24 protein-coding genes and 1 pseudogene are annotated in these 24,527 nt (G+C 58.9%); 11 read left to right on the forward strand and 14 right to left on the reverse strand.

The features are described 5' to 3' along the window. Positions 1 to 169: 169 nt before the first annotated feature. The gene (locus tag BLV07_RS44180) at positions 170 to 406 is read right to left on the reverse strand and encodes a hypothetical protein (RefSeq protein ID WP_091898914.1); all 237 of its coding nucleotides are present in this window, start codon (positions 404 to 406) and stop codon (positions 170 to 172) included. A gap of 1,050 nt (positions 407 to 1,456) precedes the next feature. Here BLV07_RS44180 and BLV07_RS44185 point away from each other — a divergent pair. The 3 genes from BLV07_RS44185 to BLV07_RS47190 all read left to right on the forward strand — a co-directional run bounded on the left by BLV07_RS44185 (position 1,457) and on the right by BLV07_RS47190 (position 6,671). Continuing rightward, positions 1,457 to 2,146 (forward strand): class I SAM-dependent methyltransferase, encoded by a 690-nt coding sequence (locus BLV07_RS44185; protein WP_176946163.1) that lies wholly within the window; start codon positions 1,457 to 1,459, stop codon positions 2,144 to 2,146. A 475-nt stretch (positions 2,147 to 2,621) separates the two neighbouring features. Then, the gene (locus BLV07_RS44190) at positions 2,622 to 5,957 is read left to right on the forward strand and encodes an adenylate/guanylate cyclase domain-containing protein (protein ID WP_091898916.1); all 3,336 of its coding nucleotides are present in this window, start codon (positions 2,622 to 2,624) and stop codon (positions 5,955 to 5,957) included. Between the two features lie 225 nt (positions 5,958 to 6,182). Then, positions 6,183 to 6,671: a Crp/Fnr family transcriptional regulator gene (locus BLV07_RS47190; RefSeq protein ID WP_143035723.1), complete on the forward strand. Its 489-nt coding sequence runs from the start codon at positions 6,183 to 6,185 to the stop codon at positions 6,669 to 6,671. Positions 6,672 to 7,013: 342 nt separating this feature from the next. Here the strand turns inward: BLV07_RS47190 and BLV07_RS48225 are convergent, their stop codons facing one another. Together BLV07_RS48225 and BLV07_RS44200 are read right to left on the reverse strand one after the other, a co-directional pair. Next, entirely contained in the window at positions 7,014 to 7,160 is a 147-nt protein-coding gene (locus BLV07_RS48225) for a hypothetical protein (RefSeq protein ID WP_176946164.1), read from the reverse strand. 34 nt (positions 7,161 to 7,194) lie between these two features. Further along, on the reverse strand, positions 7,195 to 7,740 hold the full coding sequence (locus BLV07_RS44200; RefSeq protein ID WP_091898934.1) for an ATP-dependent DNA ligase: 546 nt from the start codon (positions 7,738 to 7,740) through the stop codon (positions 7,195 to 7,197). Between the two features lie 532 nt (positions 7,741 to 8,272). On the opposite strand from BLV07_RS44200, the gene BLV07_RS44210 reads away from it, so the two are divergent. Next, positions 8,273 to 8,524: a hypothetical protein gene (locus BLV07_RS44210; RefSeq protein WP_091898919.1), complete on the forward strand. Its 252-nt coding sequence runs from the start codon at positions 8,273 to 8,275 to the stop codon at positions 8,522 to 8,524. 176 nt (positions 8,525 to 8,700) lie between these two features. Here the strand turns inward: BLV07_RS44210 and BLV07_RS44215 are convergent, their stop codons facing one another. Further along, positions 8,701 to 8,991: a hypothetical protein gene (locus BLV07_RS44215; protein WP_176946166.1), complete on the reverse strand. Its 291-nt coding sequence runs from the start codon at positions 8,989 to 8,991 to the stop codon at positions 8,701 to 8,703. 142 nt (positions 8,992 to 9,133) lie between these two features. On the opposite strand from BLV07_RS44215, the gene BLV07_RS44220 reads away from it, so the two are divergent. From BLV07_RS44220 to BLV07_RS49985, 3 genes and pseudogenes are all read left to right on the forward strand, one after another. Next, positions 9,134 to 12,157, forward strand: coding sequence for an AfsR/SARP family transcriptional regulator (locus BLV07_RS44220; RefSeq protein WP_091898920.1), 3,024 nt, complete (start codon positions 9,134 to 9,136; stop codon positions 12,155 to 12,157). A gap of 265 nt (positions 12,158 to 12,422) precedes the next feature. Beyond that, positions 12,423 to 12,659 (forward strand): annotated as a pseudogene (locus BLV07_RS44225) (IS5/IS1182 family transposase); the annotation flags it as partial. Positions 12,660 to 12,778: 119 nt separating this feature from the next. Then, entirely contained in the window at positions 12,779 to 12,955 is a 177-nt protein-coding gene (locus BLV07_RS49985; RefSeq protein WP_091898921.1) for an excalibur calcium-binding domain-containing protein, read from the forward strand. A 1-nt stretch (position 12,956) separates the two neighbouring features. Here the strand turns inward: BLV07_RS49985 and BLV07_RS48230 are convergent, their stop codons facing one another. Continuing rightward, a complete protein-coding gene (locus BLV07_RS48230; protein WP_176946167.1) occupies positions 12,957 to 13,130 on the reverse strand; it encodes a hypothetical protein in 174 nt (57 codons plus the stop codon). Positions 13,131 to 13,809: 679 nt separating this feature from the next. On the opposite strand from BLV07_RS48230, the gene BLV07_RS44240 reads away from it, so the two are divergent. Further along, entirely contained in the window at positions 13,810 to 14,778 is a 969-nt protein-coding gene (locus tag BLV07_RS44240) for an ABC transporter substrate-binding protein (protein ID WP_091898922.1), read from the forward strand. Between the two features lie 244 nt (positions 14,779 to 15,022). Here BLV07_RS44240 and BLV07_RS44245 read toward each other — a convergent pair whose 3' ends face one another. Continuing rightward, complete coding sequence (locus BLV07_RS44245; protein ID WP_091898923.1) at positions 15,023 to 15,532, reverse strand: cytochrome P460 family protein; 510 nt, start codon at positions 15,530 to 15,532, stop codon at positions 15,023 to 15,025. A 213-nt stretch (positions 15,533 to 15,745) separates the two neighbouring features. Here BLV07_RS44245 and BLV07_RS44250 point away from each other — a divergent pair, with 213 nt between their 5' ends. Further along, on the forward strand, positions 15,746 to 16,732 hold the full coding sequence (locus BLV07_RS44250; RefSeq protein ID WP_091898924.1) for an ABC transporter substrate-binding protein: 987 nt from the start codon (positions 15,746 to 15,748) through the stop codon (positions 16,730 to 16,732). A 10-nt stretch (positions 16,733 to 16,742) separates the two neighbouring features. Here BLV07_RS44250 and BLV07_RS44255 read toward each other — a convergent pair whose 3' ends face one another. After that, on the reverse strand, positions 16,743 to 17,492 hold the full coding sequence (locus tag BLV07_RS44255; protein WP_091898925.1) for a cupin domain-containing protein: 750 nt from the start codon (positions 17,490 to 17,492) through the stop codon (positions 16,743 to 16,745). Between the two features lie 799 nt (positions 17,493 to 18,291). On the opposite strand from BLV07_RS44255, the gene BLV07_RS44260 reads away from it, so the two are divergent. Together BLV07_RS44260 and BLV07_RS48235 are read left to right on the forward strand one after the other, a co-directional pair. Next, on the forward strand, positions 18,292 to 18,519 hold the full coding sequence (locus BLV07_RS44260; RefSeq protein WP_091898926.1) for a hypothetical protein: 228 nt from the start codon (positions 18,292 to 18,294) through the stop codon (positions 18,517 to 18,519). 11 nt (positions 18,520 to 18,530) lie between these two features. Then, positions 18,531 to 18,701, forward strand: a complete 171-nt coding sequence (locus tag BLV07_RS48235; RefSeq protein ID WP_176946168.1) for a hypothetical protein — start codon at positions 18,531 to 18,533, stop codon at positions 18,699 to 18,701. Here BLV07_RS48235 and BLV07_RS44270 read toward each other — a convergent pair. From BLV07_RS44270 to BLV07_RS44305, 7 genes are all read right to left on the reverse strand, one after another. Next, entirely contained in the window at positions 18,698 to 19,810 is a 1,113-nt protein-coding gene (locus BLV07_RS44270; RefSeq protein WP_091898928.1) for an SAVED domain-containing protein, read from the reverse strand. The two genes, BLV07_RS48235 and BLV07_RS44270, sit on opposite strands and share 4 nt — an antisense overlap. Before the next feature lie 6 nt (positions 19,811 to 19,816). Further along, on the reverse strand, positions 19,817 to 21,259 hold the full coding sequence (locus BLV07_RS44275; protein WP_091898929.1) for an SMODS domain-containing nucleotidyltransferase: 1,443 nt from the start codon (positions 21,257 to 21,259) through the stop codon (positions 19,817 to 19,819). 363 nt (positions 21,260 to 21,622) lie between these two features. Continuing rightward, the gene (locus BLV07_RS50215; protein WP_349525693.1) at positions 21,623 to 21,826 is read right to left on the reverse strand and encodes a hypothetical protein; all 204 of its coding nucleotides are present in this window, start codon (positions 21,824 to 21,826) and stop codon (positions 21,623 to 21,625) included. A 2-nt stretch (positions 21,827 to 21,828) separates the two neighbouring features. Next, entirely contained in the window at positions 21,829 to 22,116 is a 288-nt protein-coding gene (locus BLV07_RS44285; RefSeq protein ID WP_091898930.1) for a hypothetical protein, read from the reverse strand. Between the two features lies 1 nt (position 22,117). Beyond that, complete coding sequence (locus BLV07_RS48240; protein ID WP_176946169.1) at positions 22,118 to 22,279, reverse strand: hypothetical protein; 162 nt, start codon at positions 22,277 to 22,279, stop codon at positions 22,118 to 22,120. A 325-nt stretch (positions 22,280 to 22,604) separates the two neighbouring features. Then, the gene (locus BLV07_RS44295) at positions 22,605 to 22,946 is read right to left on the reverse strand and encodes a hypothetical protein (protein WP_143035725.1); all 342 of its coding nucleotides are present in this window, start codon (positions 22,944 to 22,946) and stop codon (positions 22,605 to 22,607) included. 1,066 nt (positions 22,947 to 24,012) lie between these two features. Next, positions 24,013 to 24,527, reverse strand: a 515-nt coding sequence (locus BLV07_RS44305) for a tyrosine-type recombinase/integrase (protein WP_176946170.1), incomplete at its 5' end; no start/stop codon positions are given.

A 24,527-nucleotide genomic window follows, 5' to 3' on the forward strand; every position in this document is an offset into this window, starting at 1 on the left:
TAGCTTCCAAAAAAACAACACCTCACCGCATGCGGTTGGTGACACGCGCGTCGGCAGGTAGGGTTGATTGGTTATGTTAAAGCCGGGTTTCTGTGCACCAGCCCCTGTTCGTCGCCGGCGCCTATGGCCCTAAGGACTTCCACCTGCATCCGCATGAGCTGGTGGCGTGTCAATAGAATGCGACGGCGATACGCTTTTCTTTACGCCAGACCACTGCACACCGGCGCAGGTCACCGTCCGGAATGACGGTCAGCGCGAAGTCGTCGGGAATCTTTCCATCTCCAACAATATCCAGGGCGGCACCGTATGCGGAGATGCTGCGAATCACGCAATCTGCTTTCGAACGGCCGAAGCTGATTGAGCCTGACTTTGGGATGCGTGTCGAATGAGAACCTTTCTGCTCCATAATTTTTCTCCGAGTAAAGGGTTCACAACCGTAGAGCGCAAATCGATTGTCAATGGGCCCTTGCCACCAAAACGAGTTCGTCAAAATCTGGGTACCGATCCAATCTCAACGCCCCCCGAATCAAATAAATGTCATTAAAATATCATATTAAATGTTTAATTTAAACACAAAAATGGGCAGGATATTGAATGAGCGCTTGAAGGTTGAATGAGCGTCGCGCAAGGGCTTGCGTTTGCTGGAATTTAGTGCCGATTGCTTTTGGTGCTCATCAAACGCCTACCCCATTGGCATTTGATGCAAGCGAACTTTAAATCTCTCATACAGCTGCTGGCTGTTTATTTCGATCCCACGGGGCCGCGTTGCATTTGTTGGTTTCGGCGGCCGGCGACGGGGTGCCGACGTGGGTCGGCAGAGGAAGTTAAGAAGGTGCAGATGGTAGAGCGGAATAACCGAATGAGCGAATAGCGCCTGCGCAGTCGTCGACGGAGATCGGCCACACTAATGAGGGCGGCCGATCTGACTATTTTATCGAACGACTAACTTCCGGAATTGGCCCCTGAGCTGAATAACATAGGAGCCGCCGCCATGTCGGCTATCTGCGGGCAACCGGGCGCCGCACGATCGTTGGGCTGACCGCTGCTGTTGACCCGGAGCGGACGTCGACGAATTAAAGGAGCTTGAATTAGCACACTAAAAGATTGATTTAAATTTATTGCATTTGAAATTAAGACTTGACGCTTGACGGCCTTATTCCTTCGACGGCGCCGCGCATGCTCACCTTTGCTGAATAGCTCCAACCCTGCCGGGGCCAATCTGCGTGGAAAACGTTTTAATTCTCTCGTTAGCGGCAGGTTCTAGCCAACAGGGAGACATGATCAAATGCTTCAATCTGCTCTGCGCTACTGTTTGAGCCACCCAGTTCGGGCCGCCTACACGTTGGCGTCCGAGCCATTTGAAATATGGACAGCGTTTCAGGATAGATTTGTCGCAAGTCGCGAGCGGCCCGTACCCCCTGACCTGTACCAAGCGGACCGCGGATGGGAATGCCGGATGCATGCACTGCTCGGTGTGTCGCAGCCGTGCCGAGCGACTTCGGAGTTCTGGGCCTTGTGGCCGGAAGTCATGGGAGAACTGAAAGCCAAGGGCATTCGGGTCGGTCCAGAAAGTTTCAAAGGCTGGAATGACGGCGATGCCGGGTTTGTGCGGGCCATTTGGTGTCTCGCCCGCCATCTGCGGCCCCGCAAAGTTGTTGAGACCGGCGTCGCTCATGGCGTTTCATCGCGCTTTATCCTTGAAGCGCTTGAACGGAATGGGGCTGGTCATCTATGGAGCGTTGACCATCCGCCGCTAGAGCATGTGTGGCATGAACAAATTGGCACGGCGGTTGGCGATCGCTATTCGGACCGCTGGTCCTACGTCAGGGGATCGAGCAAACGGCGCCTTCCCAGCATATTCTCCGAAGTTGGCCAGATAGACCTTTTTGTTCATGATAGCCTTCACAGTGAGGATAACGTTCGCTTTGAAATGGAGCGCGCTTGGGCAGCGTTGCGGCCGGGCGGCGCCATCGTCGTCGATGACATCGATGCCAACTGGGGTTTCAAATCCTTCGTGGAGACTTTTTCCGGTCACAAGTGGCTGATTTGCGAGGCTGAGCCGCTCCGTCCCGATTTGAGGCGTTTCAACAAAAAAGGACTGTTTGGAATCATTTTGAAGGAGCCAACCGCATCAAGCGAAAACTAGCCGGTCATTATCGATACGGCACTTTGTCCTGGGCGCGTCGTTTTGGTGATCGATTTGCAGCACCCTGAATGTCGCCTTTTGGCCCTTAGCGTCAAATATCAATCCTCACCCTGGCGTCTGCTCTTTGGGGTAAACCGGCCTTAGTCATAGTTAAAGCTGATCGACGCGAATGACCCAAGGCCGAAAGTCATAAAAAGGGGCGCGTGCATCTCGATTGATAACCCTGATTGCGCTTGAGCGGCCATTGGGCGGGCAACTAAGCGATCCGAACAACTCAAAATCGACGAGTAGAATCGACAATGAGCTGTAGTCGCGAGAGCAGGCAGCGCGACCAGGCGGATTAACTGGCCCTCTCGTTGCGAGCCCAAACGTCAGCGATTCTGACGGTCCAACGCAGCAGGTCCCGATCGGAAGCTGTGCTAGGATGATGCTGTGCTAAGATGCAGGCACGCCTCGCCAGATCGGGGGATGATCCGTGCGATGTCCGAGCTGCAACGCTGACATTCCCGGGGGCAGCAAGTTCTGCCTGGAGTGCGGTGCGGCCCTTCTTGGAAGCTGTCCGTCATGCGGCAACACGAATCCGGCGAGCGCCAAATTTTGCTTGGAATGCGGTCACAAACTTCTCGCAAGCGGCGCCGATGCGCCAGGCAGGCCAGCTCCGGACACTGCCGCCTGGCAGCCTTCGCAGATTGGATCGGCTGAACGCCGCCAACTCACAGTCATGTTCTGCGATCTTGTGGGTTCGACCGCGCTTTCGGCTCGGCTCGATCCCGAGGACATGCGAGAGGTCATGAGTGCCTATCATCATCGCTGCGCGGAGGTGATCGGTAAGTGTGGCGGGTTTGTCGCCAAGTACATGGGCGATGGCGTGCTTGCCTACTTCGGGTATCCGCAAGCCCACGAGGACGACGCTGAACGTGCAGTACGTTGCGGCCTCGCGTTGGTCGAGGCGGTTTGCCGACTTCAGACCGACCATGGTGTCACCCTTCAGTCACGTATCGGCATCGCGACTGGCGTAGTGGTGGTTGGCGACCTAATTGGGGAAGGTGCAGCGCAGGAGCAAGGAGTGATAGGCGAGACCCCGAATTTAGCCGCCCGTCTTCAGACGATCGCGGGACCCGGTCAGGTGGTGATCGCGCCAAGCACACGACGGCTGACTGGCGGGCTCTTCGAATACCGTGATCTGGGACGAGTGATACTCAAGGGCTTGGCCGATCCGATCCAAGCATGGCATGTACTCGCCGCGAGCGCGGTGCAAAGCCGGTTCGAGGCGCAGCACGAGACCAGCCTTGCTCCGTTGGTGGGGCGTGAAGAGGAACTGGAGCTGCTTTTACGCCGTTGGAGCCAGGCCTCGCAGGGTGAAGGCCGCGTGGTCCTACTTACAGGCGAGCCGGGCGTCGGCAAATCGCGATTGATAGCCGCACTGCAGGAGCGGCTCCAATCTCAGCCGTATGTACGAATACGCAACTTCTGCTCGCCACAACACAGCGACAGCGCCCTGTACCCGATCATCAATCAGCTCGAACGCGCCGCTCGGCTTGAACGTGCCGATGAGCCCGAGCAGAAGCTAACCAAGCTCCAAAATCTGCTTTCACCGGTGCTCCCTGAACGGGCCGCGGACTTGGCGCTTCTGGCTGACCTCCTCTCGCTGCCGAGAACCGGGCAGCGCGGATTGCCCGAGATGGACCCACAGAAGCGAAAGGAGAAGACCTTCGACGCGCTCTTTGCGCAGCTCCGGCAGCTCGAGCAGCAGCAGCCGGTGCTGATGATCTATGAGGATGTCCAATGGATTGATCCGACCACGCTGGAGCTGCTCGCGCTCACTGTGGAACGAGCGCACCAGATGCGGCTGTTACTGGTCATCAGTGCCAGACCAGAGTTTGCGCCGCCCTGGCCGGGTTACGCTCATGTAACGACGGCCTCGCTCACGCGACTAAGCCGACGCGAGGGGACCATGCTGATCAAAGGGGTCGCCCAAGGAAGGTCCCTACCCGACGAGGTGAACAACCAGATCCTTCTTCGCACGGACGGCGTGCCACTCTTCATCGAGGAGCTGACCAAGGCAGTGCTTGAAGGCGGACTACTGCGCAAACGGGAGCATGATTACGTGCTTGACGGTTCTTTGGCGCCGATGACGATCCCCACAACGCTCCATGCCTCGCTGATGGCACGGCTTGACCGACTGAATTCGGTGCGACAGGTGGCTCAGATAGGTGCCGTGCTGGGCCGCCAATTCTCGCACGAACTGCTGCATGCAGTGGCAGAGATGCCGGAGCGCCAATTGAACGATGCGCTGGAGCAACTTGTTCGCGCTGAGCTACTTTTCCGGCGCGGTGCGCCACCGAATGCGCAATACACCTTCAAACATGCGCTGGTGCAGGATGTTGCATATGCCAGTCTGCTTCGGGGCAACCGCCAAAAGCTGCATGCCCGGATCGCAAGAACGTACGAGACCCGTTTTCCCGAAGTCGTTCGCGTCCAACCTGAACTTGTGGCTCACCACTTCACAGAGGCCGGGCTCGGTAATGCCGCGATCGAGTATTGGCAACGGGCGGGTGATTTAGCGATGGCACGTTCGGGCCACACCGAGGCTATTCATCACTTCTCCGTTGCGCTGGACCTCTTGAGCAAACTTGGTGAAAAGCCCGATCGTGCAGCGAAAGAGCTGGAGTTATGCGTCAAGCTCGGACCGGTCCTTATGATGGTGAAGGGTACCGGGTCACCGGAGGTTGAAGCGATCTATAGCCGCGCAGTGGCTCTCGAAGCGGGCGAAGACAGCTCAACGCGGTTCAAGGCGCTGTGGGGCCTTTACTATCATTCGATGACCTCCGGACGCTTGCGTGCGGCGGCCGCTCATGCCGACGAGCTTCTTGGGCTCGCACAGCGCTTGGGCGCTGATGATCTCGTCCTTGAGGGCCATCACGCGAAGTGGGCGACGTCGCTTTGGTGCGGGAACTTGGCCGCTGCAGACGAGCATTCTCAAAAAGGCATCTCACGATACGATTGCACTCGGCATCATGCCCTTGCGTTCACGTTCAGTGGTCATGATCCCGGAGCGTGCGCTCACGGCGTCAGGGCGATCAGTATGGCGCTGTCAGGCTTTCCTCAAAAGGCAATGAAATTCGGCGCCGAGGCGGTCACGTTGGCTCGGATCTTGTCTCACCCGTACAGCCTTGCCAATGCAATGTGGCATTCTGCGATCGTACTTCAGGTCGGCCGTCAGAGGCAAAGCTGCCGTGATCTTTCCAGCGAGCTGGTCGAGGTATCGCAAGAGAACGATTTTCCGATGATGCGCGGCGCGGGAATGTTCTTCTTGGGTTGGGCGACCGCGGATGGCGGCGACCTCGAGCAGGGGATCGCTTTGATGGAGCAGGGCCTCGCACTCTTTTCGGCCGTCCGTCAAGTAACCAGACCTTACATGCTGGCAGTTTTGGCAAACACTAATGCGGATCTTGGCAAGCCCGGGGAAGCCCTCGAATTGTTGAAGGATGCGTTCGCCTCGGCAGATGTGAGTGATGAGTGTTGGTCGAAGGCCGAACTTCACCGCCTCAGGGGTCGGCTGCTTGCGGCAGGCGGGCGACACGATGAGGCCGAAGCCTGTTTTCAATCGGCAATTGAGGTCAGCAGAGGGCAGAGAGCGAAGATGCTTGAGCTTCGTGCTGCCACGAGTCTCGCGCGGCTGTGGAGCGACCGGGGCAAGAACACCGAAGGCCGTGATCTCCTCGCCCCGATCTATGGCTGGTTCACGGAGGGTTTCGATACTCCCGATTTGAAGGAGGCCAAAAGCCTACTCGACACGCTGGCGCGATGAGAGCGCTCATGCTCGCAAGGTCTGTAATGAACGTCCACAGTTGGTCCTAATGCGAACTCCTGCATGGCTCGGGAATAGTCGGCTTTTCGGGCAAGCGGAAGCGATCGGCGCGCTTTCAAACCGGCGCTTTTGACTTGTCGATACGCCGCCGGAACTTCGGCAATTGTCCTGCATGGTGCCAAGGGATAGGCTCTGCCCGTATCCTTCAGCTTCGTAGGGGCCACTATGCCTCATCAAAAACTGATCGCACGTCTGCAGGCGACCGGAGGCCTATCAGATGAAGAGCGACGCTCGCTGGATGGCATGCCGAGAACGATCAGATCATTGGCAGATGGCGAGTATTTTTCGCGAGAAGGCGATGTTGCGTCGCATTGCGTCATCTTGGTCAGCGGCTTTCTGTGCCGTCACAAGATTGTAGAAGGTCGGGACCAAATTTTGTCCTTTCACGTGCCTGGAGACATGCCTGATCTCAACACCTTGCATCTGTCGGAGATGGACCACAACCTGGTGAGCATCGGGCGATCCACCGTCGCTCTGGTGCCTCACCGGTTCCTAAGCCAGATGCTGGACGGCTCACCAAGGCTCACGTACGCCTTCTGGCGCGAAACCCTGATCGATGCTGCGATTTATCGCCAATGGGTCGCCAACCTAGGCGGGCATGACGCAATTGCAAAAATCGCGGACCTCAGTTTGTGCCTGACTATCTTCATCTGAAGCGGTAGACATTATCGTGGCCGCCTACAGGTTCGTAGAAGGGAGATCAGGCTTCGAACCCCGCCCCCTCGAGATCGCAATAGCGCTCTGGTCACTTGCCGCCGCCTGCATGGTGGCGTTCAGTGTCGCCGCAGTGGTTTCTCCTCGCTAATCGAAGTTTCTCCTCACTAATCAAACTAGAGGCCCTCTGCGTTGGCGGCCTCTTTCAAATCATGTCGCTCGCCAATAATGTCGTCTCTTGGCCCCTTAGTCGAAGAAGGCCAAGGCCATTGCGGTGTCGGCGGGGGTACAGCGGCACGGCGTATTGGCCCAGAAGGCGCATCCACGTCGGCGAATGCGCGTTTATTCGAGAACCTCATATTCGAACGCTACGCCCTCAGGGTCGTTTTCCTCGAACCATTTCTCTGCGGCATCCTGGTTAGCGAACACCCTAATGTGGTCCTTATCGCCAGCCTGCTTGCCGGTGTTGACGTATACGAAGACTGTCATAGCTCGCGCTCCATCGCGGGATGGCTCCGGTTCTTCACCTTGATCCAGTGCTCTGCCGCCCACCACGATACGACCGATCGCGATGCTTGGAGACCGAGCCCTCAAGTCCCATCCGGCAAGCCGCCCGAAATAGGTCAGGTCCAATCTCCCCGCGCTCGAACGGCGAGACACTGATCCCGTCCGGCCGGCGGGCCAATAGCTGCTGCAGATTTGCTTTGCGCAGATGGAGAGGCAGGGACCGCAAATCATCGCCGCCCATGACGAGGATATGGAAGGCGTAGAGCTGCACCTCGTGGTCGTATAGCCGGCTGTGAAGCGCGTTGAAGTCGCTGATGTCGTCCACCCCAAGGATCACGGCCTCGCCATCGATGACGAAGTGCTTCTGCCGGTTCTTCAGCGCGGCCTCAGCAATCCAGGGATAGCGCTTCGTCCAGTCGGTGCCGTTTCGAGAGAGGAGGCGCACGCGCTCGTTCTCACGGATGACCAGCATCCGATAGCCATCATGCTTCACTTCGTGGATCCACTCCGGTCCTGACGGGACCTGCTTGCCGGCGGTGGCCAGGCAGAGCTCGTACGCCATACGCATGGGCCGAAGATAAGATTTCCCGCGGCGTTTACCGAGTCAGGAACAAGTGGCAATGTGGCGAATTTCTTCCTTGCTCCGGGCTCTCCAGACCCCCGGTAAAGCCGGAGCGCAGCCAACGGCCTCAGCTGCGGATCAGCTGAGGCCGCCTTTTTGGGCAGCCAGGGCAATCTAGTCGAGCCAAAGTCTATATGGCGGCGCCTTGCGGGAGATAACCCGCAGGGTTTACGATGCAACCTATTTTAGAATTTTCAATTTGGAGCTACTCATTGGCTACAAGCGTTGAAACGATCGTTTCGGCTTATGTACGTCTAAAGAATCGGCAAGCCTTGGAGAATATGCGAGACCTTCGCCGCCAGTTGCTCGCACAACTACAGTCCACATCTAGCATCGACCCGGCTGAGTCTCGAGATGCGCTACTTGAGGACCTCCGAGTGATTGAGGATGGACTGGAGCAGCTCCAGCTGAGGGAGTGACGGGCGGCCCGCCAGTGCACGCTGGCAGGGCTATGTGTTAATCAGGACGTGCCGTGGCGCGGCCGCAGGGGCCGTTCCAGATCGGCGCCTGCGGCTTCCGTTTGGATGGCACCTTCTTTAAACGGGCAGATTATTCGACAATGAGCGACGACGCCGCGAGATACTTCCGCCTGGCGAAGAACTGCCTCGATGAGGCAGAGAAGGCCACAAGCCCGGTCGATAAGGAGGCTTGGCTAAACCTGAGGGAAGAGTGGTTGGCGATGGCGGAGAAAGCTCAAAGGTCGCGGTCCCAGTCCCCGAAGTGAATATCACATGGTGACGCGAATCTAGATCGGGAGCACGGCCGGACCATTCCATTAGCAGAGCTTTGGATTGTAATCGGCGCTTTGTCTTCAATCGCTCTGATCGCGAGTCTCTGTACGGCGTCCTGCCGAAATGCGCGGCGGCTGCTGGAAGGTCGGCCGCCACGCGACAGCGCGATCTACCGCGCCGGGCCGATCGCAACGACGGGGGAGAGGGCCAGCGCTGTAATCGCGCGTCCCCCGCTGCTGGCGGTCTGCTCATCGCGTGCCCCTTGACGCGGCGTCAGGATCGGCGCCGATACGCCAGCCGCAGACGTCTCCTGCTGAGCGTTGGCCGGTCCCAATATCACGAACTGGTGCGGCGTGATCGGAAAGCCCATGACTTCATACGTCGGCAGTTCCGCGGCGTTGGCTCCGACTGTTCCCATCACGAGGGCTGCGGCGGCTGCGATCGACAAGCGATTCCACATAGTGATCTCCATTGGTAGTGGTGGCCCTGACCTCGCGAGCAGGCTAGCGATCCGCCGCAATGGACCTGTCGGTGCTCGCGTGATAAATTCGCAAAATCGTCGGACCGGGTGCTTTTTGCGCCCTGAGTAAGGGCCGGCGGATATGGCGAAGGCAAACCTCGCACTTCTCGGCAGTTTCCGGCTCCAGACGGACACCGGAGAGCCCATCCCGTTGGCCACCAAAAAGACGACAGCCCTGCTGGCCTATCTGGCGTTGCATCCAGGCGAAGCACAGGCGCGACCAAAGCTTGCGGCGCTGCTGTGGGGCGACCACGATGAGGCGCAGGCCCGCGACAGTCTGCGACAGGCGCTGAGCCTTTTGCGCAAGGCCTTGTCACACACCTGTCCTGCCGCATTGATCGCTCAGGAGGACACCGTCCGCCTTGAGCCGACCGCCCTCGAAATCGATGCAAAGGTGTTCGAGGATCTTATCGCGGAGCCGGGCGTGGCGAACCTGGAGCGGGCCATCGGACTCTATCGTGGCGAATTCCTCGACGGCTTTCACCTATCGGCACCGGAGTTCGAGAGCTGGGCAGCGGCGGAACGTCAGCGGTTCCGCGAACTTGCCTTGGAAGGCATGGCGAAGCTGCTCGATCATCATCTGTCCGCAGGTATGATTGAACGGGGCATTCACATTGCGACCCGACTGCTTGCGGCAGATCCCCTGCAAGAGCGTGTTCATCGCACCCTGATGGAGTTGTATGCCCGGCAGGGCAGACAGGGCGCGGCGCTCCGCCAATATCGTATCTGCGCCGAACTGCTCTCCAGGGAGTTGGGAATTGAGCCCGACACGCAGACCAAAACATTGCACCGCCATCTTCTGCGCGAGTGGAACCGTACCCAGCCCAAAGCCTCAACGGTCCGCGGTTCGGTGCCGCAGGATCCCGTCAGTGGGATCAGCGATCAATTGCTAGACTCGGGAGGCTTGGAAAGAAGCATCGCGCCATCGATGCACGCGAATGCGGCGCTAGGTAATCTGCCGATCCAGACAACGAGCTTTCTGGGCCGCGACAGAGATCTCGCCAGGGCTGGCGGGATCCTGTCCAGCGCGCGGCTGCTCACGCTGACCGGCCCCGGCGGGATCGGCAAGACACGGCTCGCACTCCAACTCGCTGCGACGATGCACGACAACTATCCGGATGGCACATGGCTGGTGGAGCTTGCCGCTTTCGATGATCCCAATGCGACCGGTCACGCGGTCGCCGACGTCTTCGGCATCACGCAACAAGCCGGCAAGACGATCGAGCAAAGCGTTGCCCATGCGCTTGCCGGACGAAGTCTGCTTCTCATTCTCGACAACTGCGAGCACTTGATCGATGCGATAGCCGGCCTTGCACGGGAGATCCTGTCAACATGCCAGCATGTCAGCCTGCTGGCGACCAGCCGGGAGACGCTGATGGTCGACGGCGAGCGGACCTATCCGGTGCCTCCCCTTGAGTGCGGCGATGGAATCGAGGCGCCAGCGGTGGAGCTGTTCGTAGAGCGCGCGCGATTTGTGGAACCACATTTCGAACTCGATGGTGACGCTGACACGATCTGTGAAATATGCCGCCGCCTTGATGGCATTCCCTTGGCCATCGAGCTCGCAGCCGCCCGAACGCGGGCAATGAGTCCCACTCAGATCCGCGATCGCCTGCATGAACGCTTCCGCCTGCTCACCAGCGGGTCGCGACACGTCTTGAAGCGACATCAGACGCTGCGCCACGCCGTCGAATGGTCGTATGACCTGTTGTCGCCATCCGAGCAGGCCGTGCTTTCGCGCGCATCGGTATTTGCCGGAGGTTTCGGGCTGGAGGCTGCGGAGCGCGTTTGTAGCGGCGGCGACATCGCTACCGCCGATGTTCTCTATCTCCTGGACTCGCTGGTGCGAAAATCGCTGCTCAGCGCCAAACGGGTCGGGAAGGCAGTTCGCTACGGCCAGCTCGAAACGATCAGGCAGTTCGCCGAAGAGCGGCTCGCGATGCTGGGTGAAACCGAGGTCTTTCGGGGGCGCCATGCGCAATTTTTCGCGGAGGATGCTGAGACGCACCACAGGATTTGGCGCAGCCCGCAGCAATTGATGGCCTATGCCTGGCTCGATCAGGAGGTGGACAATTTGCGCGCGGCGTTTCGGTGGGCGAGCAGCCAGGATGATATCGATGTTGCGGCCCGGATCGCATCCAGGGTCCCGAGCCTGGCGGTCCTCCGCGTGCGCAGCGAACCGCTCAATTGGCCGACGGAGATCGTCGATGCGGCACGGCGCGGCGGCCATCGCCGGCTCGGCGCTCTGCTGACTTATGCAGCCAAAAGGGCCTGGAACCTGGGACGTGTTCAAGAGGCGACGCTCTACGCCGAGGAGGCGATAGCGCTGATGGGCAATGCCAACTTTGATCCGCCGGTCTGGGCGTTCTCTGTTCTGGCCATGATTGCGTCCCGCCAGGGCAATCCCGAAAGCGCTGTCAAGTTTGCGCGTGCCGGCGCCGAACATCCGGCTGACCGGCGCGAGCGGCAATGCCTGGCGACGCTTCCCTTTTACCTGGCAATGGCCGGCGCGCATGACGAAGCGATGGCGATCGCCGACGACATCGTTGACAAGGTTGCGGCCGCACGAACTCCAAGTTCGCACATCGCGGCGTTGTTTTCCAAGGGAAGAGCCTTTAGCAAGGCCAACCCAAGGTGCGCCTTGGATGCGTTCGAGACGGCCCTTGCGCATGCAAGGACATCCGGTAATCGCTACTGGGAGATCGTCATCATTCCCGCCGTCGCGGAGCTGCAGGTGCGGAGCGGCGATCCGGTCAAGACGTTGCGAACCCTGCCGCGAATGCTCGAAATCTGGGGCCAATCTACAGAGATAGGTCTTGCGACCCTCACGACCGCCACCCTGATTCTGCTGTTTGAGCGGCTGGGCAAGCCAGAGGTCGCGGCCACGCTCAGTGGCGCCCTCTCCCAAATGATCCCATCGATCCGTTTTTTCCAGGAACTGCCTGATACTCTCGCGCGCGTTCGTCATGTGCTGGGAAATGCCTCCTTCGAGGCGGCTAAGAGGCGCGGTGCGGCGATGACCCATCGCGAGATAGTCGAATATGCGACAGCTCAAGTCGAACACGCCCTGACCGCGATGGGCGCGTCAAACGCCGAATGTCGATAAGTCTAGCGGCGCATTAGTCAGGAATGAACGACGGCTGATGGCCAACGCCGAAACATATTGCGCCAATTATGGCGTCGGCTATCGGCGGTAAACCGGATGAGGGACCGCGCTTCCCTCGATCCCGCTTGTGAGCTGAGCGGACATGTTGCCTTGGGGCTCACTGCTGTGAGACAGTGCGCGAGACTGGAGAGCGAAATATGGCAGATTCCGGCGAGGAGAAGTAAATGGTCTCAACGCTACTCGGCCCGAGTGATGGCCATCTCGCAACATGGCCAGGAAGGCTCGCGACGAGACGGCTGTCGAGACGCTCGAAGTCGTGGCAGACCGCGGCTATTACGATGGCGAGGAGATCAGGGCCTGCGAGGAAGCCGACATCACGGTGACGTTGCCGAAGCCGATGACTTCGGGCGCCAAAGCTGCTGGCCGCTTCGGCAAACAGGACTTCGTCTATGTCCCCGCCGACGATGTTTATCGCTGTCCCGCCGGCGGGCAGCTAACTTATCACGCGCCGGTTCCGTGCGGTATCGGCGCGCCATGATTGTGCTATCAAGCCGCGCCGGGTCACGAACGCAGCGATGGCGACCTTAGCCGTTAGACTAGCTATTTGCGGTCTTCGGGGTTTTGGCTTCGAGCCCTTGGCCGGTCACGACAACGCTCAGACATATCGCGTCCGCGCCCAACTGTGAGTTTGCCCGCTTGGTCGGCTTGGCACCCGCGAGAATGGGAGAGCCGGGGAACTGGAGACATCATGATCGCGATAGGGACGGAGTTGCATGCGAGCCATGGCCGCGGCGGTAGTTTAAGGTTCGCGTTTGTCGGCTAATTCTTTAGCCGCTAAGCTAAGCTCCAGCTCCCTAAGTTGCTCGATCAGTAGCTCTACGATCTCTTCATAGTCGGATGACGAGAGCGCATGCACACCACGCAATCGCATCTGGTCTTGCAGAATGTTCGCCATCATGGCTTTGACGCTCATGAACCCTCGTCTGAAAATTAGATCGTCATGAAAACAATCTGAAGTAGATGCCGAACATGGTGCATGCGCAATGTCCGTAGAAGTACTGGGCTGTATTGCAGCGCACATAACCCGCAATTCTTGAACGGCCCGGAGGACTGCGTGGTTTGAGCTTGCGCGAATTTGGCGAGGCTTCGGGTTGTAAGTCAGCCGCCTCGAAGGCACACAACGCCGTTCCGGATGGCTACTTCTTTCCCATCGTTCGGGGCATTCGCCTCACTGATCCGGCATAGCGGTCAGTTCGGCGGCTATCCTCGATGCACCAATTCCCTGCTGGGCGAGCCTGACCAATCGTCGGACCTCCTGCTCGGCCCATTGCTTTGGCTTCGGTGTTTTCATGATGCGGCGCTCGATCCGCACCACTTAACCAGCGAGCGTAATTACCGACACTTGGGAAATTTACGGGTGGGCTTCCTGCCTGAGGCAGGCCCTCGCCGTTTGAACGGCAATTTCGATGCTTGTCGGCTATCGCCCGTAAACCGGGCCTAGGGCTGCGCTTGCCACGACCGCCGCTTGTGGACCCATAGCCGTCCTGCGCGATGCGCCGCTTTGCGACGCAGCATTTCCACACGCAATCGCGCGCGAGCATGGAAACGTGATACTCTGGCGCCCATCGTCCTCAAACTGCGATGAGGATCGGATGAAGCGGCGGGAGTTCATAGCCGGCACTGCTGCGCTGCTCGTGTCGGTAGGGCCCTTGCCGGCGCAAGCCGCGCCTCGCCGGATCGGTCTCCTTGGCGGCTTTCCGAACGTTCAAATCCTCAAAGTGTGGCATGAGGGGCTGCGCGATCACGGCTGGATCGAGGGGAAAAACCTGATTGTTGACTACCGATTTTTCGAGAACCATTCCGAGAGCGCACCGGTTCTCGCGGCTGAACTCGTCGTGCTCAAGCCCGACCTGCTCTTTGCCTCCAACCCCAAAGCTGCCGTAGCCCTGAAATCGGTGACGACCGAGATTCCGATAGTATTCGCGGCTGTGGCTGATCCCGTGGGGCTCGACCTCGTCCAAAGCCTTTCGCACCCAGGCGGCAACATAACGGGCTTTACGGAGCTCGTGCCCGGAGATTGGATCGCAAAGCGAGTAGAAGTTCTCAGAGAACTGGTTCCCAGCGCATCGAGAATTGCGCTTTTGATCAACCCAGGCGATCCACTACACAAGCTACGATTAACCGACGAGGTGCCCCGAGCCGCCCGGTCTCTTGGCGTGACTCTGCTGACGGTTGAGGCAACGACGGCAGAGGAGCTTGATACCGCCTTTGCTTCGGCCGCTGCCGAGCACGCCGATGCCATCGTTATCCTTGGCGATCCTCTCACCGTTCAGCACGCGGCGCGAATCATCGCGCTTGCGGCGAAGCATCATCTGCCCGCGAGCTATCTTTTCCGACAATTCGCAAATGGCGGGTTGATCATCTATGGCCCCGATCTAGCCGATCTGTTCCGCCGTGCAGGCGGCTACATTGATAAGATCCTCAAAGGTGTCAAGCCTGGTGATCTGCCGGTGGAGCAGCCGACTAAATTCGAGCTGGTGATCAATATGAAGACTGCCAAAGCGCTTGGCCTGACCGTACCGCCGTCGCTGCTCGCTCGCGCCGATGAGGTGATCGAATAGAGACGCTTGTTTGCTGCCGTGCATGGGTCCGGTTATGTGCCCAAGCCGACCAACTTCGTCGCCTACGGCTGGTCTGGTGTTGAGGGCAGTCCGGACTAGGCATCAGCGATCCTTGGACCGCCGCTTTTGACCCCACAAGAGACATAGAGCGACTGATTCAGCCCGGCTCCAAGTTCTTCGCTTTGATCAGCGCAGCGCCCGCCCGTCGGATATCGATCAGCAACGCAGAAAAGTGAATGAGCCGTCATCTTGCTGCGGTTGCGGGCAATTTGTCGAATGTGAAACCGAAGTCCTTCCCGCTGGTCGGCTTATGGCACTCGAAGCACGCCTTGATGTTGGCTTGCTCGTTGCGCGTGCCGTCTGGCCTGAACAAAGCATACTCCCATTCGCCGTTGCGCATTTCGTCCGGATATTCTGTTCCCCAGCCGGCGCGTTTCTCCATTACGCCGATCCGATCCAGATCGTCTTTAACCAAGCGGCCGTTCGGGTCCTTTACCAACTCACCTTTATCGTTCACTCGGGCCTTGAAATGCACAAGGACCAAGATGCTTCCGTTAGGGAGGGACTGGCCGACCTTGGCCAGCTTGACGGCCTCGGCGTTGGCATAGATATCACGGACCTCCTTGATGTCGGTGCGGTCCACCGTCAAGTAGTGGGTATAGTTTTGATACTGTGGGAAAGCGACCTTATCAGGACCGGCCGTCGCAGGAGCGGCGGTCAAAAGCAAAACCGTTAGGACGATCAAGCGGTTCATCACCACCTCCTAAATAGGATGCGTAGGGTGCTGCCGCATGTTGATTATAGCCTGATTGTCGCGGGGAGTCCCGGACCCATAGCCGACATAGCCTAAAAAGGGCCTGCAGTTCTCGTCCGCTGACCCGGTTCGACCCCCAACACCGCTGCGATCGGGCATGATATCTTCCAGGCCCGCGTTCGGCGTGGCCCTGAGGTTCCGAGGGAGGAGTAAATGAGGCGGCGAGACCTCATCATCCTTGTGTTCAACACGGCCGTCACGTGGCAGCTCTCCGCTCGCACGCAGAGGGCGCAGGCCCAGTTGCCAAAGAAACCGATGATCGGAGTACTGTCGCCCTTCATCGACGCGGACAGCACATTTCTCAGAGATGTCCGAGACAGTCTCGCCGATCGCGGCCTGCGCGAAGGAAAGGAGATTGGCATCGAATACCGATCCGCTGAAGGACGGATTGATCGGCTGCCGCTGTTGGCCGACGAGTTTGTCCGACTGAAAGTCGCCATCATCGTGACCGCGAGCGCGCCAGCCATCCGGTTCGTCCAGCGGGCGACTCAGACCGTCCCAATCGTCATGGCACAGGTCGGCGATGCTGCCGATCAAGGCTTCGTCGCAAACTTGGCTCATCCAGGTAGGAACATCACCGGGACCTCATGGTTCGAGCCCGAGCTGAGCGCAAAACGCTTGGAGCTGTTGAAGGAAGCTCTCCCCGAGACCGCCCGGGTAGCCATCTTACGCGAAGCATCGGCTGGAGCAGCGTCCGTCACCGCGGTGCAGACCGCCGCCCGCAGGCTTGGTATCCTTGCCAGCGTCTTCGAGGTACGCGAACCAGACGAATTCCCGACCGCGCTTTCGGCAATGGCCGACGCCGGGGTGCAGGGTGTTGAGATCCTTGAGGGGCTGATGATCTCCAATAGCGTTCATCTGCTCGTCGCGCTCGCCAAAGGTCACCGCTTTGCAACGATCTTCGCCGACAGCAGCTTTGTCGAGGCGGGTGGCCTGATGAGTTACGGCCCGGACCTTTCGGAAATCTACCGGCGCACGGCCGAGATCATCGAAAAAATCCTCAAGGGTGCGCTGCCCGGGGACATTCCTGTCGAGCAGCCGACGAAATTCGCGTTTGCCATCAACCTGAAAACCGCAAAAGCGCTTGGCCTCACGATCCCGCCCCCGTTGGTGATGCGCGCCGACTTCGTGATCGAGTGATAAGCGACCGCTATTTCGCGACGGCCGGATGGGCGGCTGAGAGGACCGCTGGTACGCCCTCTTCACTGATGTTCGCTTGGAGGAGGACAAGGGGAGTATCGCCGGGATTTGCCCACTGGTGAACCCAGCCGGAGCGCTCGAAGTGCGGCATTCCCGCCTTCCTGGGCTCGGTCTTCCCATCCGCAATGAAAGTCCCACTGCCGGCCATGACGTAGTACAAGGCCGCGCCCGAACGATAGTGGGGAGGGTTGTTGGGCATGCCCGCCGGCAAAGCGACCCGTGTGAGGCTAAATTCGTAAGGTCCGGCGCTCAGCCCGGGTAACGGCTCGGGCGTGCGATACAACTCTTCCACGCTGGCCGGAGCTCCGAGCAGCAGCTTCTGGACCTCTGCCGCGGGGGCCAGAACGAACTGGAGCCAATGCGCCGGTTCGGCACCCGTCGCGCTAAAAACGGCCATGCGGCCCGCCGGGATGAAGGCGCCGGCACCGTCGGAAACGGTTTGAGCGGTGTTGTTTAGAGCGACGGTCAGCGTGCCTGAGAGCACGTAAAGCACGCTGTTCGGCCCGCTGTAGGATACTCGTTCCGTGGGCGGCAGGCGGACCGCGAATAGCCTGAAATGGAGCGGCGTGTCGACAACGCTGGCAAGACGCCCCGCCGCCAGCAATGTGCGAACCGTATTTGCAGGCACCGATTGGGCAAGCGCGGGTACCGTCATTGACGAGAGGATGAGCGTGAGCAATAGCCACGATCGGATACGCATTGGTACCGAGCCTCCTCGGCGGCAGGATTACGATACGCCCCGTCGCCCCTAAACTGCGCTCACACTGGCGTTACCTTTGGCTCAAGTGCGGCATGGTAATAGCGCCGCCCTCGATCCCAAAATCATCGCCGGGCGCCCACCCGACCTGCCAGACGAGCAGCCGACCCGATTCGAGCTGGTTGTGAAATCCAGCGGAAGCAATGCGAATCCGAAGGCGACTGCCTTTCAATTTTGTAATGGACGAACGCCAACTAAAGAGCGACGATCGACTGTGCTTCGCGAGGGGGTCGCGCGTTACCCTATTCCGGAATTGCCCTCTGCCTCTCTATCATCGCTTGGCTACTGCTGGCGCAACTTGGCTGAGAACGCCCGTTGGCGTTTGCCGAGGAGGGTTGCTTCCCGACCAAGTCGGAGGCGCGGCAGACCACGACCAAGCCGTAGCATTTTTTTGGAAGATGCGCGCCTTGATGCGGCTCGCAGATTCAGTCCGGATACAACACGGGTATTGCATCACGTCGGGTTGTTCGAGCCGGTATCCTGCACCACTAGCACCAGAAAGCACCAGCGCCCTTCGGGCCAGCGTCGATCAGGTCCGCGAAAGTCAGGCAACAAACCCAAGGCGAGGCAGGGCTTGGCAAGGCAGGCACGGCAGCGTGTTGCAAGGCGACGCAACGCACGGCCTGGCAAGCGCAGCGCAAACCTTAGCAAGGCTAGGCAAGGAAAAGCATTGCAAGATGCTTTTGGCCGCCGGGGACGCCCGGCGGCTTTTTGCTACCTAGATCATAGGTGGAGTGGCATCGTGCCTAGACCAGTCGAGATCATTGCTGCCCTTGCTGATATCAGCGCAGTCGACAGCTACGAAACCTTGCAAGCCGAGATGGTCGATCTGTTCACCAGTCTCGCCGACCACATGGATCATTGGAATGACAAGCGCCCGGCCCTGATCATGCGCAAGATGGCGGCGACCGTTGAGACTGTCCCTTACGACATGCTGGCGGAGTTGGGGACAACTACAATCCTGACTTGATCTGCTATGCGATGATCCTGCATGCGGTTCGCGCCGATGCTCCGGACTACGCCGATGCTTACGATCTCGTGCTCACCCTGCTGGATGAGTTGCGGAGCATCGACCTCGATCATCCTGATACGCAACGAGCGATCGCTGAGATCAAGGCCGTCCTTAAAGAGGCCGGGCGACCTATCAGTTAATGCCCGATCTTAAGACGAGGAACAAAACCTTGGCCCCGCACTTCGTCGAAAATGGTGAGGGGCAAGTCGGCCTTGGGCATCCAAACGCGACCGACCTCCACTGCGGCAGAGACCGCGATGGCGGGAAAGATGTTGATTACAGCAGTTGTGCCATGAGCGGCTTTTATCGCTTGATAGGTTTGTCGCAGAACGCCGCGGAATTGTGCCAGGTCTTCGGGATAGCGCATGATATCGTTCCCGGGAGCATCGGTGTGAATGCTCCAAATTGACGCGTCTTCGCCAAGAACTGACGTAATGCGGTCGTCGTTGATCATGGCGCTGAGACCGAGCTTCAAGGCGACCGGACTACTTTTCTTTGTGGGCGTGGTCGTATCATAGCAAATGCGCGGGCCGGTCTTGGCCCAAGGCCAACCCGCCGGCTCGCGATGCAACTGATATACATCGGCCGGCGTTATATCGCCCAGTAGACGACCAAGTTCGATCAGCAGGGGAATAGGCGCTAGTGCAAAGACGGAAATGTGATTGATTTCACCGGAATCGATGCGCGACTTTACTAGCGTTGCGAACTGCTGACGTAGGTTTTCTGGTTCAAGTTTCCAGAATAGATCGGCCGCGTCAGTTTGGACGCTCCCTTTTACCTCTATAGCGATTGACTGACCGCCGGCAGGGTACCGGTCGGGAAAGGTTGCGGTGCGAACCTTCGGAAATGACACGGGCGAGGAGTGATTTCCGATGTTCGCGGCGTAACGAAGGACAAATGTTGCTCTATCTTCGGTGATCCCGGTGGCAATTTTTACGCGTTCTTCGTGCGCCGCCTTCATGTCGAGAAGAAGCTGCTCGGGATAGCAATCTTCTTCATCATCAATAGTCTTGTGATGCTTGTAACACATCATCATTAGGTTGCTTGGATCATCCGCGAGTTCGGGGGAGCGAATGGGATCACCGCGAGGGCCACCCGGCGTCTCTGCAATGATGTGCGCGATCAGGCCGTAGTTTCTATCCTCTTTGCCGGCAATGAAGTCATCGAGAAGATATTCATTGCAGCCGGGAAAATTGCAGCGGCCGCCTGAGCGAGTCCAAACTACAATGCGAGTGGAATATGAAACCATTTGCTGTCACTCGATGACGACGAAGAACCGATCGCTACGGCCGACACAAGCGCCGGTACGTTTGCGAATGAGAAATGCCTCGACCCAATGTATACCGCGATACTCAGTGCGCTCCCACCTAACACTGCGGGGCTTCGAGGGATAAAAACCGCCGCGCAATGCCTTAGCGTAGCCGGCGTAGCGATCCGTATTCACCACCTGCCACTGAACATCGTGGTCCTTGCTTGCGAAAGGAACGCCAGTCCCTCCTACTGCTTCAAATCGGATGTGATGATCCGCAGGAAGGACTTGACCTGACGCGACGGTCCCTGCTGGCGGCCCATTTTCGTGCAGGTGGACCGTCACCTTAATTGAAATAGGGATCGTTTGATTGGCCAACACAAACGGAGGTCGTTGTACCCAGGGCAAATCGCGCCGAACCAAGCCGAGCACGCTCAGGCCCACTAGCTTGACTGCTTGTACGGTGTCCCTAAACCTCTGCACATTGAAATTGGGGATAGGAACAAGCGATCTGGTGACTTCCTCGGTGAGAGCGTCCGCGCCTTTCGCGAACTCGTCCCCAAATATCCAGCGCCATTTTTTGATGCTCTGCTTTTCATCAGTCTCGCTGTAGGCCTCGTCAGTCCACTGACGGTATTTGTGGATCATCTCCCGAAAGTTGGCGTACTTGTCGTGATCCCAATGCCGATTGAAGTCCTCTATCGGCAATATGGGGTTGGGGATCTTGTGCAGGTCGGCCCTACCTTGAAGATAATGATCGAGACGCGAAATCAACGTGCGAAAGGCAGTCGGCAAATCAGGAAAATATGAAGGGCGGTAGTTGATATCCGCTTGACTGATTTGATTTGCGACGAGCGTGTTCAACAGCACTGACTTGCATGAGAATGTAGTCTTGGTATCGCGCAGATACTTGATGAGGCGCATGACGTGGACGAGATGATCGCCGCCGGCCAAATTATTGGCGTGCTGAAACCATTCGGTATATCGCTCGGAGTCGGTGGGCTCGAAACGGTCCTCCGTTCTATTGCATACCTCGTATCGGTGCGTGTGTCCGGGGCGTTCGACGACGCACGGAACAACATCGAGTTCAAAATCGCCTGCATAGTTCAAGGTGACGCAACGGTTTTTTAGCCCGACCATGTCCTTGTAGGTCTTGGACTCCAGAAAAAGGCTACGCAGTTTGAGAATGTAATCGTTGGTTGTCCAGCCCGGCACAGGATCAACGAACATTAGGAGATCGGCGTCAAAGCCGTTTTCGCCGGGCGGCTTGATAATTGTCTTATGCGCCCAAGAACCTTGCGAGCTAAATCGCTTGATGATGCGGCTCAGATCGGTGCGCCACAGAAAGTTCTCAATTGTCTCCACGCGATCGGTGAGGGTTTCGATCCGCGTCTTGTTGAGATTGACCTGACCCTCCAAGAACGTTTTGAACTCTCCAAGGTGTTTCATCTCGTAATTCCAAGAAAAAGGCCGATTTCGCGTGGAAATGGCGAAGAATCAAAGCGCAATTCTACAGTGAGTCGACAACCTGAAAGGGCCCTAAGGGCCGGAATGCGCGATATTCACAGGGGTGGTCGCGCGGCCGGACCTTGGCATGAGGCAGCGGGAAGGTCGCGCCGCAGATGGCTCATTCATCCGAACAGGAGGCAATTCGTCCGCCAAGCCTGACGCAATCGCGAAACCGCCACGGCTCAATAAAGCTGCCCGCCCACACCCCGCGCTCGCCTTGCCGCGCTTCAACTTGCGGCGCAGCATAGCGACACGCGGGGACGCAGGTCACCGGCCGCCGCGCGATGAAGCCGTCCAGTTTATTTATCGCCTTCGCACCGCACCGATATTGCAAGCTGTCATCGCCACGGCAAAGCGGGCTGCTTTCCGGCGCATCGATGCCCCAGAGGCGGATGCGGTCCCGTGGATTTCGAGCGTGTCGCCGTCGATGACGCTGGCTTGGCCGATCAAATCGGCGGACAATGCCGCGCCTGTCGAAGCGAGCAAGAGCAGCGTTGCGATCTGCATCATCACCGAACGATCCTATATTTCTTCGCGCGCTTCTTGCGCGGGTCATCGATCGCCTTGCGGTGGCGGTTGAGCGCACGCATGACACCGATCCGCGCGAACATAGTTGGCCCGCCGCTCTCGGCGACAAGCATCAGCGTCTCGATCGCCGCCTCCCATTCGGGCGCGTCGTGCTCGCGCTGCGGCAGTCCCGCGATGAAATGGCCCGCATCTCTCGGCGTCGTCAGCGTGCGGCCGTCGGACAGCGGAATCGGGTCGTCGAATTCGCTCTGCCAGCCTTGATCGACCATCCTACGGCTCGCGCTTATTACTGATCTCGCGCGCCGCAAGAGTCAGTTCAAGCTCGGTCAGCCGCTCGACGATCTCCTCGCAGTCGGATCGCGTCAGTGAACTCATGCCTCGCCGGGTCAATTCGTCTGTGAGGATCGTCGCTAGGATAGCTTTGACCGTCAATTCCGCCTCCGTCGGGAAAATCCGATCGTGATCGAAATGCAATCGAGGCGAGTAGTAGAACGCCGAACGGCAATTATGGGCAACAGCGTGCACCGCGCATCGGTATAACTACGGAGCGGCTGTCTGATCAATCAATGCCGCCAACCGTTCTTGTCGAACCCGGTCTTAAACCCCTTTGGCGGTCGAGGCGGATTGTCCTCGTCACTCGGATTGCAGCGCGGGCATGGCGCGCCAGCGCCGCCGCAGGCGCAGGCGTGCTCGCCTTCCCATGGCCGATGTGGGTGGTTCTCGCAGACCCAGCCGCAGTCCTCGCAAACGGTGCATCTCATCGGACGAGCACCCTTTCACCGCGCGCCCATGCGGCATACTTCCGCGCTGTCCAGTCGCGCTCTTGCCGCCGTGCCTCGAAATCGGCATCAGTCCGCTGGGGCAGGAAGATCGCCCACGCCGCTTCGAATGCGGCCCGCGCGCTCTCGAACGTCGCGGCGGTGCCCGAAGTCGCCTCGCCGGGATCGCTGCCGGGATAGAAGCCGCAGCGCCACTGCCAAGGGTCGGTGTCGGTCGGATTGCCGGAGCGCAAGCCGATCGTCCCAACATGGACATCGCCGAAAATCAACCACCTTTCCTGTCGGGCGTCAGGATCGCGGCGGCGGGTGAGCGTGGGCATGCGCGCATCAAAGCGGCGCAAAAGCCGCTTGGCAAATTATCATGCTGTTGTGGGTGAGACGGCGCAGGGACTACTGCCGGTCGCGGATGTGGAAAATCCGGTCGATCCATTCCGACAATTACAGGCGCACCGACCGGGATCAGCGAGCGCAGCGCGTCGTGGCGGATGCTGATAATGACCACCGGACGGCCGACTAAGCGGCGTCCGCGGCTGTGATCTCGGCGGCTAGCATAAAAATGTTCCCCTTTTAAGGATATTTGATGCGCGATTGAAACGCGCACCGCCGCTCGCCCGTTGGAGGGTAATCGAAACTGCTCGCGGAGATCCCCATGACTGACGAGGATATGCTCGTCCTGGCCGGATTGGCCGGCTTGGCCTGGTGGACATACGTCTTTCTGCCTCTGGTCTTTTTCTATACCTGAGGACGGGTTTGTTTGATGGATGTCGTCCCCGCTGATGTCGCGCGATCGTCAACTGTTGGTGAGCCGTTGAGGGCAATGCCACGCTGAGCCTCGCGTTTTGACCGTTTCTGTGCGTCGCAATTTTCGCGCGACTTGCGCATTAACGTCGCGCTTCGAGAGCGACGGTCATTGCGCAGCACCGCATCTCATTTCTGTACGCCGTGCAACATATCCTCTTTAGAGGGCTATCTCCTTCTGACCGAGCCCGTAAGGCCACTTTCCAATTTCGATCCGCTCGACAAGGAAAGCGCTAGTCGCGGGGTTCCAAGTCCACCGGATCACCTTGAAAGGAAGCTTCTCGCCGACTTCCTTCCAAAGCTGAAAGACATTCTTGTTGCACTCAGGATTGATCATCGGCCCGGTTGTCTTTGCTCCGCCCCAATCTCGGCCAGTCCCGCTCTGATCTCGGCATCAATCTCGGCAATGTCATGCGTCGTCAGATGCGACAGTCGCGACACGACGCGCGACGGCACCGCTAACATATCCGCACGGATTGCGTGCAGCACGCCTAACCACTCGATTTCCACAGCGATAGCGACCGGCCCACGAAAAAGCCCGACCCCAGAAGATGGGATCGGGCTGTCAACCAACCAGATTGGCGGCGGTCAGGCGACGAGCCGCAGTCCGGCCTCCGCTTGCCTTGTCGGTGCAGGCTCGCCGATGATCCGCCGAAGCTCGGCGGCCCACGCCTGCAGGACGTCCCGCTTCTCTTTCACCTCGCGATCCTCGGCGTGGACGTAGTGCTTGCCGGTGACGGGTGGCAGCTTGATGCCGTCCTCCGTCGTCACGCGATGATCCAAGCAAAGCGCAATCTTCGCCATCGGCTGACCGATCCGACGCGCCCAACTCGCCGCCGTCCGCCGCAGATCGTGTGGCGTGAACGGCTTCAACCCGAGCAACTGGCAGATGCCGGGCGTCCTCACCTTGCCCTTGCGCTTGTCGCCACGCAGCGCGTCGGCCATTGCTTTGCGGTGCATCGGCTTGTTGTCGAGCGGGCTGGCGAATACGAAATCCTTGTTGTTCCCCTTCAAGGCTTCCCTGACGATCTCCACCGCGAGGCTCGGCAGCGGCTGTTGGATCATTCGCCGTTTCTTCACCCGCTTCAATGGCACGTCGAGGC

Source organism: Bradyrhizobium sp. Rc2d (genome assembly GCF_900099855.1).
Taxonomy (GTDB): domain Bacteria; phylum Pseudomonadota; class Alphaproteobacteria; order Rhizobiales; family Xanthobacteraceae; genus Bradyrhizobium.